Source organism: Acidimicrobiia bacterium (assembly GCA_016650365.1).
GTDB lineage: Bacteria > Actinomycetota > Acidimicrobiia > Spongiisociales > JAENVV01 > JAENVV01.
Map to the genome: position 1 here is coordinate 1 of JAENVV010000166.1, position 16,787 is coordinate 16,787.

General features: G+C 60.3%; 18 protein-coding genes. 8 read left to right on the forward strand and 10 right to left on the reverse strand.

Going from position 1 to position 16,787, the window contains the following annotated elements; translation table 11 throughout:
* Positions 1–163: 163 nt before the first annotated feature.
* The 8 genes from JJE47_10210 to JJE47_10245 form a co-directional block, all read right to left on the reverse strand.
* Positions 164–691 (reverse strand): 2'-5' RNA ligase family protein, encoded by a 528-nt coding sequence (locus JJE47_10210; GenBank protein ID MBK5267795.1) that lies wholly within the window; start codon positions 689–691, stop codon positions 164–166.
* Positions 692–693: 2 nt separating this feature from the next.
* Complete coding sequence (locus JJE47_10215; protein ID MBK5267796.1) at positions 694–1,038, reverse strand: hypothetical protein; 345 nt, start codon at positions 1,036–1,038, stop codon at positions 694–696.
* Complete coding sequence (locus tag JJE47_10220) at positions 1,035–1,889, reverse strand: extradiol ring-cleavage dioxygenase (GenBank protein ID MBK5267797.1); 855 nt, start codon at positions 1,887–1,889, stop codon at positions 1,035–1,037. The genes JJE47_10215 and JJE47_10220 overlap by 4 nt, the downstream gene beginning before the upstream one ends.
* A gap of 3 nt (positions 1,890–1,892) precedes the next feature.
* Positions 1,893–2,963 carry an alpha/beta fold hydrolase gene (locus tag JJE47_10225; protein MBK5267798.1) on the reverse strand — a complete coding sequence of 357 codons (1,071 nt, stop codon included), beginning with the start codon at positions 2,961–2,963 and terminating at the stop codon, positions 1,893–1,895.
* A 65-nt stretch (positions 2,964–3,028) separates the two neighbouring features.
* Positions 3,029–4,279: an MFS transporter gene (locus tag JJE47_10230; GenBank protein ID MBK5267799.1), complete on the reverse strand. Its 1,251-nt coding sequence runs from the start codon at positions 4,277–4,279 to the stop codon at positions 3,029–3,031.
* Positions 4,276–5,175 carry a hypothetical protein gene (locus tag JJE47_10235; GenBank protein MBK5267800.1) on the reverse strand — a complete coding sequence of 300 codons (900 nt, stop codon included), beginning with the start codon at positions 5,173–5,175 and terminating at the stop codon, positions 4,276–4,278. The genes JJE47_10230 and JJE47_10235 overlap by 4 nt, the downstream gene beginning before the upstream one ends.
* 11 nt (positions 5,176–5,186) lie before the next feature.
* The gene (locus JJE47_10240; GenBank protein MBK5267801.1) at positions 5,187–5,456 is read right to left on the reverse strand and encodes a hypothetical protein; all 270 of its coding nucleotides are present in this window, start codon (positions 5,454–5,456) and stop codon (positions 5,187–5,189) included.
* A gap of 60 nt (positions 5,457–5,516) precedes the next feature.
* Positions 5,517–5,759 carry a hypothetical protein gene (locus tag JJE47_10245; protein MBK5267802.1) on the reverse strand — a complete coding sequence of 81 codons (243 nt, stop codon included), beginning with the start codon at positions 5,757–5,759 and terminating at the stop codon, positions 5,517–5,519.
* Between the two features lie 207 nt (positions 5,760–5,966).
* Between JJE47_10245 and JJE47_10250 the strand changes: the two genes are divergently transcribed.
* The 6 genes from JJE47_10250 (at position 5,967) to JJE47_10275 (ending at position 11,702) form a co-directional block, all read left to right on the forward strand.
* On the forward strand, positions 5,967–6,455 hold the full coding sequence (locus tag JJE47_10250) for an OsmC family protein (GenBank protein MBK5267803.1): 489 nt from the start codon (positions 5,967–5,969) through the stop codon (positions 6,453–6,455).
* Positions 6,452–7,636 (forward strand): CoA transferase, encoded by a 1,185-nt coding sequence (locus tag JJE47_10255; GenBank protein MBK5267804.1) that lies wholly within the window; start codon positions 6,452–6,454, stop codon positions 7,634–7,636. The genes JJE47_10250 and JJE47_10255 overlap by 4 nt, the downstream gene beginning before the upstream one ends.
* A gap of 16 nt (positions 7,637–7,652) precedes the next feature.
* Entirely contained in the window at positions 7,653–8,513 is an 861-nt protein-coding gene (locus JJE47_10260; GenBank protein MBK5267805.1) for an amidohydrolase, read from the forward strand.
* A 153-nt stretch (positions 8,514–8,666) separates the two neighbouring features.
* Complete coding sequence (locus tag JJE47_10265) at positions 8,667–9,521, forward strand: ABC transporter ATP-binding protein (GenBank protein ID MBK5267806.1); 855 nt, start codon at positions 8,667–8,669, stop codon at positions 9,519–9,521.
* Positions 9,522–9,523: 2 nt separating this feature from the next.
* Positions 9,524–10,453 carry an ABC transporter permease gene (locus JJE47_10270; protein ID MBK5267807.1) on the forward strand — a complete coding sequence of 310 codons (930 nt, stop codon included), beginning with the start codon at positions 9,524–9,526 and terminating at the stop codon, positions 10,451–10,453.
* Positions 10,454–10,469: 16 nt separating this feature from the next.
* Positions 10,470–11,702 (forward strand): ABC transporter substrate-binding protein, encoded by a 1,233-nt coding sequence (locus JJE47_10275; protein ID MBK5267808.1) that lies wholly within the window; start codon positions 10,470–10,472, stop codon positions 11,700–11,702.
* A 55-nt stretch (positions 11,703–11,757) separates the two neighbouring features.
* Here the strand turns inward: JJE47_10275 and JJE47_10280 are convergent, their stop codons facing one another.
* Positions 11,758–13,332 carry an NAD(P)/FAD-dependent oxidoreductase gene (locus tag JJE47_10280; GenBank protein MBK5267809.1) on the reverse strand — a complete coding sequence of 525 codons (1,575 nt, stop codon included), beginning with the start codon at positions 13,330–13,332 and terminating at the stop codon, positions 11,758–11,760.
* Between the two features lie 55 nt (positions 13,333–13,387).
* Between JJE47_10280 and JJE47_10285 the strand changes: the two genes are divergently transcribed.
* Complete coding sequence (locus tag JJE47_10285) at positions 13,388–14,515, forward strand: aminopeptidase P family protein (GenBank protein ID MBK5267810.1); 1,128 nt, start codon at positions 13,388–13,390, stop codon at positions 14,513–14,515.
* A 39-nt stretch (positions 14,516–14,554) separates the two neighbouring features.
* A complete protein-coding gene (locus tag JJE47_10290; protein ID MBK5267811.1) occupies positions 14,555–15,916 on the forward strand; it encodes an aspartate aminotransferase family protein in 1,362 nt (453 codons plus the stop codon).
* Between the two features lie 27 nt (positions 15,917–15,943).
* On the opposite strand, the gene JJE47_10295 is transcribed toward JJE47_10290, so the two are convergent.
* Positions 15,944–16,786 (reverse strand): LLM class F420-dependent oxidoreductase, encoded by an 843-nt coding sequence (locus JJE47_10295; GenBank protein MBK5267812.1) that lies wholly within the window; start codon positions 16,784–16,786, stop codon positions 15,944–15,946.
* Between the last annotated feature and the right edge of the window lies 1 nt (position 16,787).

A 16,787-nucleotide genomic window follows, 5' to 3' on the forward strand; every position in this document is an offset into this window, starting at 1 on the left:
ACCTACACCAACAAACCCCAACCACCCTAAGAACCCCGGGCGATCAGCCCGAAGGCACTTCCCTTGAAGAAGCTTCCCCCAAACGCACTACCCGAGAGTCACACCAATGGATAGGGAAGAAGCACCATGTGTCTCCGGTCCCGATCTTGGCTTGCGAGACTGACTACCCATCGCCGAGGGTGAAGCTGGCGATCCGGGCCCAGGAGCCAGGGGTGGCATCTCCGGAGATCAGGTCGACCTCAGAGACGGTCGTTTCGACGGGGAGCAGTGCCTCGATAGCCGCAGCAGCTTCGACCATCGACGAATAATCCTCGCTGTCGCCGACCGTGAGGTGGGGAGTCGGATTTGGATGCAATCCGCCGTAGGGTGGCCACTCCGGCCATCGCTCCCAGACCATTGCCGTAAGACGCTTGAAGACAGCCTCGGGTTGCGGCACTAAATACACCACTTCGGTGGTGAACCAACCGACCGATGCCAGACTCAACTTGAAGGGTGGAACCGGCGCGAACATGGTCGCCAGATCGCCGAGCACGTCGTCATTCAGCAGGTCTGGCGGCATGAACGGGTAGAGCACGGTGATGTGGGCGGGAACCCCGAGCGGCGCCGAACTAGCCAGGTTGTTTCGTAGGAGTCCGACCACTCTCTCGGCTGCGGGTACCGCAACGATGAGGGCGCTCTCCCGGCCGTCCATGGCTACGTCGCAAAGTTGGGGTAGCCGTGCGGCGTGACGGCCTCTTTGTATGCGCGATCAAACTCAGGGAAGGCGATTCCGTTGAAGTCCACCTCGACAGCCCTGGCGAAATGCAAAAGAATGTACGGGTGCGCTCCCATCTCGTACAAGGTCCCGACATCGAGGCCGACCAGGGCGGCTTGCTCGTCGGTTGACAGGGATCCGCCGTCGGGGACCGGTCGCACAGATTCTTCCGCGGCTCCAACCCACCTGGCCACGAAGCCTTCCCGATCGATGCAGAACTCGTTGAGCGCTTCGGTCGTCCCATCCACAAACATCATGAACTTGTTGATGTCGAACCGGCTCATGGTTGGTCCTTCATGTCCCAGTAGAAAAACGGGCCGGGCGCAAATCGCGAGGCGGTGCCCTCTGCGAAGTCCGGGACTCGATTGGCGGCCGCAAGCCCGACGAGCAAGTTAAGAAACTGCAATGTGACATTGCCTGCCGACGCGAGTCGATCGAACTGACACCCATCGATGGCAACATCGATATCCCCACTCGCCATCCACGCCACCGCATCGGCGTCGAACTCGGGATCCGGTGAATCCCCACCGAGGAACTGGCGGGGTCCGCCAATATCGGTCGCGAGGTGCCCGGTGGCAATGATGGCAACGCGTTTGTCGGCTCCATCGGTGGCAATGGTTTCTCGAAGGTATTGCCCGAGAGCGGCAAACCGCCGCGGCCCGGGCAGCGGTGGCATGTTGGTATTTGTGTGAATCGGAACAATCGGAATGTCGTACTGGGGCCGCAGGAACCACAGCGGGACCGTCCATCCATGGTCGATCAGCCACTCATTCGAAAAGCCGAAGTCGATGGAGTCGCTGTTGAGGTACTTGGTACCCAACAGTGATGTGGCCATCTCGACGTCCCCTGGCACCTCCATCGGATCGAGCCCGAACGTCCTGATCTCGTTGGGGTGGGTTCCTTGAAACCGGGACGCCTTGCCGATCATGAACGCCGGCGAGTTGTCATAGAAGAACTTCCGGAAGTGGTCTGAACCGACCATGATCAGGACGTCAGGCCGGGCGTCCTCAAGGCGGCCGCGGAAATCCTGAAAGTTCTCATGGGTGGCGCGCAAGTCGTCATCTATCCCCGCCTGCATGGCTCGCTTGAGGAGCGGATTGTGAGGAACCCCGAGGATCGCGACCAGCTCAGACATCCATCAGCCTCTGGCCCCAAGTTGCCTGGCCATCCAGTCGGCGGCATCGTGACGGTACAGATACGCCTTGTTCGACGCCACGTGGTTACCCCCCTTGATGATGTTCAGGGTGACCGGACCGGTAATACCCTCTGCCATCTCGCGAGCCGCCGCCGGTGGGACGATCCGGTCCTGATCGCCCCCCATGATGTAGGCCGGGCAGGTGACCTGATGGATGACCTCGGTGAGATCCAACAGTTCGGCCTTCGGATACGCTTCATCAAGGGTTTCGGAATGAGTTCGAACCCGCCACGTCTCCAGCGACATCGGCGGAAGGATGTCCCACGAGTCCACCACCCGGAACGGCCCCGACAGGGAAACCAAAGCCTTGATCCGCTTCTCGAAACAGGCAGCCCGAACCACATAGAAGCCGCCCATGCTGACCCCCCACGCCCCGAGACGGTCGGTATCGAGATCGTCCCTCGCCTCCAGCACATCGATGGCGGCAGCAGCTGCCACCTCGTAGGTCGGGGTGATCGGGTAATCGAACTCCGACTCGCCTTGTCCTGGCCCATCCATCGTGAACGTGGCCATGCCCCGATCGAGATAGAACTGTTCGTTGGTCGAGAGTTCTTCCTTGGCCGAATCCAGACCAGGCATCATGAGCACGATCGGTGGGTTCTCGATACCAATTGGCTTACGAAGGTTGCCGACGAGAGGCGGGCCGTCACCGAACGGAATCTCAAGTCGTTCGACCGGTTCGGCAAAGAGCGGATGTGCTTTGCGATGGGCCCGAATGGCCCCCTGATGGGCGGCCTTCATCTGGACGAGGTCGTGAGTGAACAAGAACTTCCCGAAGTGATAGCAAACCGCCGCGGTGTTGAAATGGACTGCTGCGCTGCGAGTCCGCCCCTGCGACAGCGCCCGGTCTCCTTCGGCCTCGTGAATCGCACCACAAGCCGACCAGGCCGAGCACCACTCGTCCCACGAGTCGATCGAACCGGTCACCTCCAGAAAGTCGCCGACCGGCACACCATTCTCAACGTATCGGGGCGCCCAATGTGAAATTGCTGCTTCAATTCTCGGATCTGCCATGGGTTGCGAGACTACACATGAGTGGGCCTCGCGTGCCGGTATCGGGGCTGGCGTTCATCCAACCGCTAGGGCGGTGACTGAGGTCCACCCAGGACCTCGGGTACCACGTCCTGGACACGGTCAATCCCGCGCAGTGCCGGAAAGAGTCTCCACCAGAGAACGACGATCAGAAGCGTCCCGATCCCGCCGGTAATCACCGCCAGCGAGGCGCCAAGCCACTGCCCGACTAATCCTGACTCGACGGCACCCAGCTCATTGGACCCGCCAATGAAAACGCTCTCAGTGGCTAGGACCCGGCCCCGCATATGCTCAGGCGTAGCGAGCGGAGTCACCGAGGAACGGACCACCACCGAAACAACGTCGGCCGCCCCGAGTACGGCCAGAGCGACCAGGGCGACAACAAAGTTGGTTGTGACACCGAGCACGATCGTGGCAAGTCCAAATATGAAGACAGCAACGAGCATCTTTGGGCCTGCATGTCGTCTCATCGGGCGGACTGCCAGGATGGTGGCCATGCCGAGCGCGCCTATGGCAATCGATGCTCGTAGCCACCCGAACTCGACAACTCCCACTCCGAGGCGTTCGTCGGCGATCGCCGGAAGCAAGGCAACCGCTCCTCCAAGCAGCACCGCGAACAGGTCAAGAGTCATGATCCCGAGCACCGTGGGAGTGCGTCGAATGAACCGCAGTCCTTCAAAGGCGTCCCGGATGGCAGCTCGGGGCGTCGTTGCCTGGCTCATCTTCATCGTTGTCGGCTTCGGCACGAAGAACAGGGCGCCCATGGACGCCACGTAAAAGATGGCCGCCGCGAGGTACGGTAGGGCCGAGTTCCGCTCGTACAGAACCGCGGCGGCCACAGGACCAACAATCGTTGCAACCTGGAACGACCCGGACCGGATGGCGACGACCCTGCTTACAACACTCGGCGGCGATAGGTCAAAGGGCAGCGCCCAACCAGACGGAGCCACCAGCGCCCGACCGGCTCCAAAAAGACCCATGAGAACAAAAGCAGGGGCCACGCTGGTCGGCTCGGACAAGGAGTACCTGACCAGACCGAGCGACACCAGCATCTGCGCAATCAGTCCAAACGCATACACCTTGCGTCGATCAAAACGATCGGACAGGAACCCTGCCGCCGGCGACAAGAAGAAGACCGGAACGAACTGCACCAGACCAAGGAGTCCGAGGTCGAGTTCTCGCCCGGTGATCTGATAGATCTGTAGACCGACGATCGCCACAAGCGCGGCCTGTCCAACTCGTGACAGGAATATGGCACCGATCAGGACCTTTACCCCTTTGGGGACCCGGTCGGTCACTTCATGTATCGATCAAGGTAGGCGATGACCCCGGCCACAGCCTGGCGCTGAACGTCATTGACCTCGTATTCGCCGTCGGCTCCGCGCATCGGGTACACGTAACCGTGCAGGTCATGATCCCACGACACCCATTCACAGTCTTTGCCTGCTTCGGCCAGCATGTCGTAGGTAGTCCTGAATATGCCTTGCAGGTGGTCGGTTTCGCGTCCCATCACGAGGATTGGGGTTTGAATGCCGGACACCCTGGCGCGAGCGATATCCATGTCGATCCGGCCTCGTACCTTCTCGACCTCCGCCATTTGCATGTCTTCGATGTTGCGCATGTGCGTTTCTTCATTCATGGGGGCCGTGTGGTCCGGATTCAGAGCGAGGTATTCATGTGAGGCGGGTTCGCTGGCCACGCCGACGAGCGCCCCGTGATACTCCGAGCAAATCTTCATGACCATCTCACCGCCGTGACTCATGCCAATCAACCCGACGCCGGAAAACCGCGGATCTGCGTTGAAGTACTCGATGATGGCGATCTCGTCCTCATACTCGAGGGGCGACCGGTTGAACATTTCACGACCCTGTCGAGCGTCCCTGACCAACGGGCCACCATTGTGGTACCCGAGTTCGACTTCGGTGCGATAGCGAATCCAGGCACAGGCGTACCCGGCCTCGACGAGACGATCCATGGTCCAACCGCGATTCCGCATCGCATCACGGATCCAGGCCATGCCTTCGCCACCATTCCCAGATGCCAACAGGATGAGAGGAAACGGCCCCGGTCCATCGGGCGTCCGTAATCCAACCGGGGCGTAGAGACCATCCCACGTTTCGACGAACGTCAACTCGACCTCCCCATGGTCGGGAGTCATCTCGGTAATTCGCACCGCTTCAGGGTCGATACCCATTTTCCTGCTCCTTATTCGCTGTCTGCGGCCGCCAAACCTACCTGAGTGTCACCCAACACCTCACGATGTCCAATCCCCAACGTTTTGATCCATCGCTGCTGACCGCTCGTCAAGGCGATGAAGAAGCCCAGCTCGACAAGTTCGGGCTCGGTGAAGTAAGCGTGTAGCTGCGCCCACAGATCGTCATCGGCGATGCTGGAGTCCCAGAGGATGGCGCTCGTGTAGCGGAGGGCCGCCTTCTGGCGATCATCGAATCGATCCGAATCCTCAAACCGAAGCAATTCGTCATAATCGGATTCGGTAAGTCCTTGCCGTCCACCCTGGACGGACCGTTGGACCCCTCAGTAGTCACATTCAATCGATTGCGATACGTACACCCGGCACAGTTCCTTGACCGAATGGTCGAGCACTCCCTCAATGAACGTTTCCCGCCAGGCGTTCGTAAATGTGTGGAGCACCGCCGGAACGTGCGACCGGATCGACTGGCTTTCCGGGCGAGGCGTCCCATTCCATCGGGCATGCTCAAGTAGGTCACGGTCATCCGGGGGCAGCGAATCTGGCGGCGGGTAGCTGATGTTTGGCATGATGGCCTCCTTAGCCATGAGACTAACCAGCCAGATACGCGAAGATCCGCTCGCCGGGCGAACACCGGGGAACCGGGCATTTCGGATCAAGCCAACGTAGGATCGAAACCAACCGAGGAGGGTCGCATCCGGGTCGACAACGCCAAGCTCAGAGAAAACGTAGCGGATACCGCTCGCCTCCTCGAAGACGATCCGAGCGCCGGACACGTGCGGCCATTGGTCAAGACGACGCTCGTCCACAACGTTCACGCACGTTCCGATTTCATCCAATACGACAAAGAGTTCTCCTTCGAATGCGACGAATCCGATGGGCGAGCCGGCACCAGCCGGGCTCCGAGTCCGCTGCGCTACTTCCTCTCCTCGATCGCCTTCTGCCAGCAAGTGTGGTTCGCCAAGGGAGCCGCACTGGCCGATGTGGAGATCGAGGAGCTGGAGATCGACGTCCACACGTACATGGACATGCGCGGGGAGCACAAGGTCGGCGAGGTTCCTCCCAACCCACAGTGGATCATCATCGAAGCCAACGTTACGAGTCCGTCGGCAACGGAGGCGGTGCTGGCTATGGCCGACGAGGCGAATGCCCGTTGCCCGGTCACCAATCTGGTCGCCAAAGCGGTGCCTATCTATGAACAGATCCGTCTCAATGGCGTCGTGATCCGTGACACGGTTCCCACCGGTCTGGAGGAACAACCGTGAACGGCGGTGCGTTGGCCGGCATCCGGGTCCTCGAGCTCTCGCGCTACATCGCAGCCCCTTACGCCGGCAAGGCGCTCGGAGAGATGGGCGCCGACGTGATCAAGGTCGAAGAACCCGATCGAGGCGACCCGATGCGGTATTGGCAAGCCGGTGACCGCTCACACAGCCCGCAGTTCGCCGTCTATAACCGCACCAAGCGGGGCATCACCCTCGACCTCAAACGCCCCGAGGCAACCGAGGTCTTTCTAAAGCTGGCCGATACGGCAGACGTGGTTCTTGAGAACTTCCGCCCGGGGGTCTTGGATCGCCTCGGAATCGGGTGGGACGTTCTGCGGGCCCGCAACCCCCGACTCATCTATTGCTCAATCTCCGGTTTCGGCTCGAAGGGTCCGATGGTCGATCGAGCCGCCTATGACACGGTTATCTCGGCGATGGGGGGACTGTTCAGCCAGATCCTCGACCCCCAACATCCTCAACCGGTCGGGCCGGCCTTCTCCGATCTGCTGGCCGGCACCCATGCCACGCAAGGCATCCTGGCCGCTCTCTTCTCCAGGGAGAGAACCGGTCACGGCCAGTTCATCGACGCCTCCATGCTGCGCTCGACCATCGGCTTCCTCGCCGAGCCAGGTTCAAGCTTTCTCGATCAGGGCGAGATCACGCTCAACAACACCCGGCAGCGCCGGGCCCAAGCGTACGGACTCGTGTCCATGGACGAGCTTTCGTTCGTCATCCACCTATCCGTTCCCAACAAGTTCTGGGTCGCCTTGACCAATGTGATTGGAAAGCCGGACTTGCAGACCGACCCCCGGTTCATGTCTCGCGACGACCGGCACAACAACTATGCCGATCTCGATGCGCTCCTCAAGGATGTGGCGCTTACGAAGACCCGGGCAGAATGGTTTGATCTGCTGGCGGCGGCCGATGTACCGCACGGTCCGATCAATGAAATCGAAACCATGTTCAACGACCCCCAGGTCAGTCAGCTGCGGATGATCCATGAGATCGACATGAAGGATCAACGACCGCTGCGGCAGGTCGGTCCCCCCATCGAGATGGACGGAACCCCTCTCCGGGTAGAACCGCCTGCCCCCGACCATGGTGAGCACACCGACGAACTGCTCTCCGAAATCGGATATGACAGCGCCGCCATCGGGCGACTGCGAGAAGCAGGTGTGATTTGACCGAAACGAATAAACCATGTTGATGAGTGACGTCGTAGCGATCGACGTCCATACCCACCCGCAGACTGAAGAGTTCCTGGCCGCGATGGGCGCCCGCCGTCGGCAGATGGGTGAACACTTCGGCAAGGAACGCCAGCCCGTTTCGTTCGCAGAACAGGCCGACATGTATCGGGACCGCAAGATGATGGCGGTGCTCTGCAACTCTGACGACGAATCGACGTCCGGCGTCAAAGGGGCACCCAACGACCTCATCGGTCAGGCAGTATCGAATCACCCGGACGTCTTCATCCCGTTCGCCGGCATCGACCCGCACCAACCCGCCAAGGCAGTCGCAGAAATTCGCCGCTGCCACTCAGAGTTCGCGATCAAAGGGGTCGGGGAGCTGAACCCGTCGCGCCAGAAGTTCTTCATGAACGATCCAAAGGTGTATCCAATCTGGGAGGTTTGCCAGGAACTCGGACTCGTGGTCATGTTTCATATGGGGTTCGCCGGATCAGGTGCCGGTCGTCCTGGAGGCATGGGGTATCGCCTCGAGAACGTCCGACCGATCCCCTACCTGGATGACATGGCCGCCGACTTCCCGGAGCTCCAGATCATTCATGCCCACCCGGGTTGGCCATATCACCAGGAAACGTTGGCGGTTGCCTGGCACAAGTCGAATGTCTGGATCGACCTGAGTGGCTTCGCCCCGAAGTACTTTCCGGCCGAAGTCGTCCACTACGCCAACTCGTTGCTTCAGGATCAGGTCCTCTTCGGCACCGATTGGCCGGTCGTGGGCATAGACCGGTGGATGCGCGAGTTCGACGAGCTTCCGATAAAGCCGGAAGTCCGCTCCAAGATTCTGCTCGGCAATGCCAGGCGACTGTTCGGGATTTGAAAAACATCCGATTTTCCTCGTGGTGCAGTTGGAAACGTTGTAGGGTGGGCTGCAATCGATTGCGGAAAACCCCCGAATGGCCATAGCGGCAGGAGGATAAGTGGCGTGACAGCGACAGGACAGGCTCGCCGCCCCCTAATCGTGGCCGACTCAATGACTGCCGGCTACGAACTTGAGCGAGAGCGAAAACTGCTCACCGCCCTCGAAGGAGTGTCACTTACCGTTCACGAAGGCGAGTTCCTGGTGCTCGTCGGTCCTTCCGGATGTGGCAAGACCACCTTCGTCAACGTCATAGCCGGGCTGGTAAAGCCGTGGGCAGGGACCGTGACGTTCGACGGCAAACCGATCGATGGACCAGGTGAGGATCGGTCGATGGTATTCCAGGACTATGCGATCATGCCGTGGCGTACCGTCGAGCACAACATTCAGCTTCCCTTCGAGCTTCGACCGCACAACTTCTCCAAGGCCGAGGTAGCCGAGAAGGTGCAGGACATCATCGAAGATGTCGGACTCGTCGGGTTCGAGAAGTCCTTCCCATACGAACTCTCCGGTGGCATGCGCCAACGAGTCGGTTTGGCTCGGGCCATGGTCACGCAACCAAAGGTGCTGCTGGCCGACGAACCGTTCGGGGCGGTCGACGCCATGACGCGCGAGGTCCTTCAGGCTCAGCTGGAGGCGCTTGTCATGAACGCCGGACAAACGGTTGTATTCATCACCCACAGCATCGATGAGGCCATCGCACTCGGTGATCGCATCGCGGTCATCTCGAACCGGCCAGGCAAGGTTCGTGAAATCGTCGAAGTGGACATGGAGCGACCCCGCCTGGCCGAGGGCGAGATCACCAGTCACCCCCGGTACGGCGAACTGAGAGAACATCTGTGGAATTTGGTGAAAGATGAGGCACTCGGTGCCCAGGATGCCCACCACGACGACAGCGAAACAACAGGCGACCCCAGGCTGGATCGCCTGTCAACCAGTCCGGCAACCACCATGGACCCAGGGATCTGATCATGACCCAAAAAGTCGATTCACAAGAACCAGGTAACAAGAAGAGCACGGACGGGGCGGCCCTGACCGCCCAGCCTCGCATCAAAGACGCCGAGTGGACCTGGGCTCGTATCTGGACTCGCTACCGGTTCGCCATCGTGACCGTCATCAATCTGACGATCTTCTTTATCATCTGGCAGCTCCTGGCGCATTTCGAGGTCATCGGCCCACATCTCATCTTCCCGACGTTCACCGACACCCTCAGGGCCCTCAAGATCGGTTGGCTCGGAGGCCAGGCCGACGATGGAACCAGTTTTGAGCTGCTGCGGGACTTCGTTATCGCCAGAAACGCCTGGGAATCGCTGCAACGTTACGCCATCTCGATGGTCATCGCCATCGGAATCGGCATACCCATCGGCCTGGCCATGGGCGGATTCAAGTGGGTAGACGCCATCCTCAGCCCGTACGTGTGGACGCTGTCTTCACTTCCACGACTTGCCATCTATGCACCGCTGGTCATGATCATGGGTATCGGCGAATCCATCAAATACGCCCTGATCATCCTGACTGCCATTTTCCCGGTCATCATCAACACCTGGGCGGGCGTTAAGACCACCGAACAGTCCCTCATCAACGCGGCTCGAGTTTTCGGAGCTGGTCGAGCTCAGATCTATAAAAAGGTCGTCCTTCCGTACACCCTTCCGTTCGTCGTGTCAGGGATCCAGCTCAGCCTGAGCCGCGGACTTATCGGGGTGGTCATCGTTGAGTTCCTGACCGGCGCCAGCACGCTCGGCGGTCTAGGATGGCTCATCTTCAGATCAGCAAGCGCTTTCAACTCTGCATTAACGTATGCGTCGTTGATGAGCTTGGCAGTTTTCGCCCTCATCCTTGTACAAGGAACGAGGTCGATGGAAGCAAAAATCGCACCATGGAGACAGGTTTCCAAGACCTGATGTACTAGGAGGAAATGTGAAAGATAAGAAGGAAACAGCACAACAAAGAATGCTCGGGGAACTATCCCGTCGGAAGTTCCTTAGTTACTCCGGGGTGGCTCTGGGCGGAATAGCGCTCGCGGCTTGCGGAGCAAGTGATTCAACGACAACTACCGCGGCCGCCGCACCAGGCACAACTGCGGCCGGAGCTACGCCAACGACCGCCGCCGGAGCTACGCCAACGACCGCCGCCGGAGCGAGCCCAACGACCACGGCTGGAATGAGCATTCCGACCACCACGATCAGCAAGGTGACCGTCGGGTACAACAACCCGAACCGGGTCTTGCGGGCTCCTCTGTATATCGGCCAGACCAAAGGCTTCTTCGAAGAGGTCGGAATCACCGAGCCGCTCGACATCAACGACGCCGACGACCCGATCGCTCCAACGATTGGTGGCTCGTACCATCTGTCGTTGTTCGACTCGGACGTCTTGTATGACTTCGAAGACAAGGCAACCACCAGCGGCGACCCACAGGGCCTCAAGATGATCAACATCAACCTCGGCGCGCAGCCGTTGGTGCTGATCGCCAATGCCGGCATCACAGCCGACAACCTGGCAGGCAAGAAGGTCGGCGGCGGTCGCGAGGGTCAGGTCAACGAAGCGCTCTGCAAGTACATGCTCGAGCAACTCGGCCTTGACTGGCAGACCGACGTTGAGTTCATCAATACGACCGGTGGATCAAACGACTGGGTCACGTTGATGCTGGCAGGAACGCTCGACGCAACCATCGCCTTCCCACGCCATATCCCGTTGGCCGAGCAAGTCGGCGGAAGTGCCCTCTTCCAGGACTTCTTGAACTCCCCTCAGGGTGGCTTCGGAATGCTCCAGAGCAAGATCGACGAAGATCCGAACTTCCCGGCAGCGTGGGCCCATGCCTATATCAAGGCACAGCAGTTCTGCAAGACGGTGGACAACTTCGAGGAAGTACGCCAGATCTTGAACGACGACTGGGAGATCGACTTCCCCGAGGAGGCCTATTCCGTGTTCGACCTGGACGCGACGATCATGACGCAGGATCTCGGGTTCGATCCGGTTGAAATGGACACCTGGATGGATTTCCTTACGCCGTTCGGCAACGTTCGCGACGGAGTTCCATGGCGGGACTACACGGATGTGTCTGGACTGCATGTTGCGCAAGCGGCCCTCGGGCTCGATGCCAACCCGGCAGCCGACTTCTCGTCCGGCAAAGAGAACGTCGCCAACTACTAAAAGCAATTCCCCAAGCTAGAGAATGGGAGCCCATCGGGCTCCCATTCTCTTGGCCTTAGAGGACTTCCTCGATGGTGGTTCCCAGGTCGTGAAGAATCACCATGGCGGCGTTGCGCCCGGGAGCACCGGTGATCGAACCACCCGGGTGAGTGGTACCGCCGGTCTGATAGAGACCGGCAATCGGCATGCGGTGTTGTGCCCAACCGGGCGCCGGACGCTGGCTACCAGAGAAGATCAAACCACGATCGCCGCCGTGTGGAGTGCCACCAACCATGTGTGGATTCATACGCTCGAAGTCGAGTGGGGACTTCACCAGACGGGCAGTGATGACATCGTCGGTGAACGTCGGCACGAACTTACGGAAATGATCAAGCAACTTGTCCATCTCTGCTTCCTTGATCTCGTCCCAATGCTCGGGACCGCGTCCGTCGGCGTCATAGGTATTGAACGTGACAAGCTTGACGGTGTGGGTGCCTTCCGGAGCCCGACCACGGTCAACCAACGTGGGAGTGGCGGCCAACAGCCACCCGGGATTCTTGACGAACTTGCCGTCGTAGACGTCGCGACCTTGCTGGACAGCGTCTTCGATCCACGGGGCCAGGCCGGCCGAGACCGCCGAGCGCCCACCATCGGGAGTCGGAAACACCGGGGGGGCCGTTGTGGCGAAGTAGCCGGCAAAAAAGGGCGTACCAGGATGGAACGTCTCAACGCCGTAGGTGAAACCCTCCCCCCAGGCTTCGGCGGGGGCCATCTCCAGGAGCTTCTTGACGTGGATCGTTGACACGACCCCCTTGGTGGCCCGGAACTCTTCACCCTCGGTCGTGCGCACCCCAACACATCGGTCGCCTTCCAGGATCAGCTCGGACACCATACGATTGCAGAGAATGGTGGCCCCGGCGTCTTCGAGGTATCCGACCAGCGCATCGATGAGCTTGCCTGACCCCCCAACCGGTAACGACCAACTACGAGCCTGCCGGGCGCTCACAATCGAATACGCCAGGATTCCCGAACCAGGAGCGTCGAGCGGGACGGCGGTCTGCAGCGAAATCCATCCCATGAACGCCCGCATGTGGGGTGACTCGAATTCGCGCAAAATGATGTCACGAGCCGTCAGCATCGACCGACGCTGCCAGACGTCCCCACGCGGATGGGAAGCAAGCAACTCCTCGGCCGATGGGCCAAACCCGACCGGTCGAAACCGGACCTGACCGATGAGGGTTTTGACCTCGTCGTACTCGGCGACCAGGCGCCGGTAGGCCTCGGCATCCTTCTCCGAAAAGCGGGCGATTTCCTCGCAGGTGCGGTCAAGGTCAAGCCACATCGTGAACGGTTCGCCGTCGGGGAATGCCACCTGAGCAACGGGGTCCGGATCGACGTAGCTCAACCCGTATTTGCTCACCAGACCGAGCTCATCGTTGCGGATCAACGGATTCACCTGGATGAGCGTGTGCCCGGTTGAGCATGTGTCGACCCAGTAGCCTGAGCCAAGTATCTCTTCGGTTGATGCCCCTCCGCCGGGAATCTCACGGGCGTCGAGAACCACGCACGAATATCCGGCTTTGGCAAGGTATGCAGCAGTAATGAGACTGTTGTGACCGGCCCCGGCCACCACAAAATCGTAATCGGCCATCGAGCCTCCAGTAGATTGACTGCAATCGATTGTAATTGACCAAGAGGGCGGCGCCGTGCAGAACTACCCACGATTCTCAACCGAAGAGATGCTACGGAGGCGACTCGCCATCGAAAGTCTGATCGACGAATACGAACTGGATGCCATCGTCGTCTACGGGGCCAACCGGGCCGGGTCCGCCATCCAATGGATAAGCGAGTGGCCGGTCACCCGCGAAGCAGCTCTCATCATCCGACCAGGACGAACCGACCACCTTTACATCCAGTTCTACAACCATGTACCTACCGCCCGAATACTTGCCAAGGACGCTGAAGTCCAGTGGGGCGGTCCGTCCACGACTCAAACGGTGAGCGAAGACCTGCACGGAAGCCGCCGGGTCGGACTGATCGGACCGATCGGGTACAAAATGCATGCCGTACTCAAAGCTGCAGTAGGTACGCTCATTGACCTCGATGGCGCGTACACCCGGTTGCGAATGATCAAATCAGCCGAAGAGATCGACTGGCTTCGACTGGGGGCCAGGTTATCCGACCAGGCGATTACCTCGCTGCGCGAAACTGTCCTCCCCGGCATGACCGAACAGGACCTGGGGGCCATCGTCGAAGCCGCCTATTTGGCAGAGGGCGGCACCAACCACATCCACTACTTCGGCGTCACGAGCATGTCGTCGCCAGACCGATGTGTCCCTGCCCAATATCCGACGACCCGTACGATTGCCGCCGGGGACATCCTCACCACCGAAATCAGCGCCTCCTGGTGGGGGTATCCAGGTCAGGTTCTGCGCTCCATGACCATCGGAGCCGAGCCAACCGATCTTTACGTCAAGCTGCACGACGTAGCCGACGCGGCCTTCGACGCCGTGACCGACGTACTTGTCGACGGGGCGACCGCCGCCCAGGTCATCGAGGCTGCCTCCGTGATCGAGGCAGCCGGGTTCACCATCTATGACGACCTTGTGCATGGGTTTGGCGGCGGCTACTTCCAACCCATTGTTGGGTCCGCCAGCCGGATGAACGGTCCCCTCACCGAGGTGGTATTCGAAGCCGGGATGACTGTGGTGGTCCAACCCAACGTCATCACCCCCGACGAGTTAGCCGGAGTGCAGACCGGACAACTGGTCCTCATCACGAAAACCGGCGTCGAGCAACTCCACCAGGTTCCACGTGGTCTCTGGCGGGCGTAACGTGAAAACAACAGGTACCAACCAGGGAGGCGTACGTTCATGATGGACGCACCAGCCATAACAACTCCACATCCCGGACCCCGAACCCGCCAAATCCTCAAGCGCCTCAGCGCCGTCGAGGCGGGGGCCGGACTGACGTACGGCCTTGGCGACGATCCCATCGTCCTGGACCATGCCGAAGGTGCAGTCATTACCGACCCGGATGGCAATCGATTCTTGGATATGGTGGCGGGATTCGGCTCGCTCAATCTCGGGCACTCCCATCCGGCCCTCGTCGAAGCGGTCCGCACCCAGGTCGGGCGCGGGCAGCAGGCCATGTCCATCGGGTCGACTACGCGCACCGATTTGGTGGAGAAGATGGCGGGCCTCGTCGCCGGCGACTATCGAGTCATGCTCGCCGCGTCGGGTTCCGAGGCAGTCGAAGTCGCTTTGAAGATGACTCGTCGCGCCACCGGACGGCAAGGGATCGTGGCGTTTTCCGGGGGGTTTCACGGCCGGACCATGGGAGCGCTCACCCTCATGGGACGTCAGTCGCAACGTGCCGGATTGGGCACCCTCCTGGCCGGGGCAATCCATCTACCGTTTCCGGACCCATATCGATCGCCGTTCGGGACCGACCCGCAACAGATTTCAGATACGACGTTGGCGCTCCTCGATCAGCAGTTGGGTGATCCGGCTTCGGGGTGGATGCCGGTAGGAGCCGTGATCATCGAATCTGTGCAGGGCAACGGTGGCATGATCCCGGTTCCGGCCGGGTTCATGTCGGGGCTGCGAGACATCTGCACGCGTCATGGCATCCTGCTGATCGCTGATGAAGTCATGAGCGGATTTCACAGAACGGGTTCCCTGTTCGCCTACCAACGCGACGACAACGTCGATCCCGATATCATCGTGGTCGGCAAGTCTCTCTCTGCCGGACTCCCGTTGGCGGGATGCCTCGTCAGTGCCTCGATCAGCGAATCGAATCCAGTCGGAACCGAATCGAGCACCTATGCCGGCAACCTTGTGTCCTGCGCCTCAGCACTTGCCGCACTCGAAGTATACGAATCGTTCGATGTTTCAAAACAGGCTCGGGATCTCGGCGACTACTTCCAGGCTCAACTGCGAGCCGTGGTCGGTGATCACCGGAACGTCGGCACCATTCGAGGCCAGGGGCTCATGGTGGCCGCCGAACTCGTGTCCGACCGCAACGACCGGATCCCTCTGCCGGTCGCTCGGGCGGTCAGTCACCTGGCCGTCCAACGGGGGCTACTTCTGTACCCCGGGGGTCATTTCGGAAACGTTCTTGCGTTTCTGCCCCCCCTGATTGTCACGCGTGACCAGATATCGGCGTGCGTATCAGTAGTAGCAGCCCTTCTCAACAGCGCCGCCTACGATGCTTTGGAGACCGCAGCGGACTGAGGCTCAACAACTCGCGGCGAGACTCCGCTACGTGACCGCTGCCAGGGCGACGGCCAGCGGCTCTATGTGCTTCACAGACAAGGGCGCCCGCATACTGAACACAACATGATCGACGCCCGCTTCGGCGCGCACCATGGCCTTGTCCGCTAGCTCATTAGGGTCGGCGTCCGGCGCAAACATCACATGGACCGACGTCTCTATTTCGGACGGGTCCCGACCCACCTCGGCGCAATGGGCATAGAGAATCTCCCGTTTGGCCTTCCAAGCGTCGACTTCGATACCGAGCGCGTCCCACATCGTGGCGTGCCGCGCCACAGTCCGGAGGGTCCGCTTCTCGCCACCACCGCCAATCATGATCGGGACATCGGGTGACTGCGGTCCTTTGGGTTCACAGCGAGCATCTTTCAACTGATAGAACGCGCCATCAAAGGTGGTCGATTCGTTGGCCAGCAGTGACTTGATGACCGCCACCCCTTCGTCGAACCGGTCCATTCGTTCTTTGATCGTGCCCAATTCGAGGCCATAGGCAGCAGACTCGATTTCAAACCACCCGGCTCCCAAGCCAAGATTGAGCCGCCCACCCGAGACGATGTCAAGGGTGGCAGCCATGTTGGCGGTCACTGCCGGGTGGCGGTAGTGCATACCGTGGACCATGCAACCAACTCGCAGCCGCTTCGTCGCCTGGGTCAACGCAATGAGGGTCGTCCACCCCTCAAGGCAGGGTCCATTCGGATCCCCATGTATTGGATAGAAATGATCGAAGTTCCACGCCGAATGAAACACCTCCATCTCATCGGCTGCCTGCCAGATCTCCAACATGTCCGACCAGGTCGTGTGTTGGGGTGGGGTCTTGATGGCGAACTTGACCATG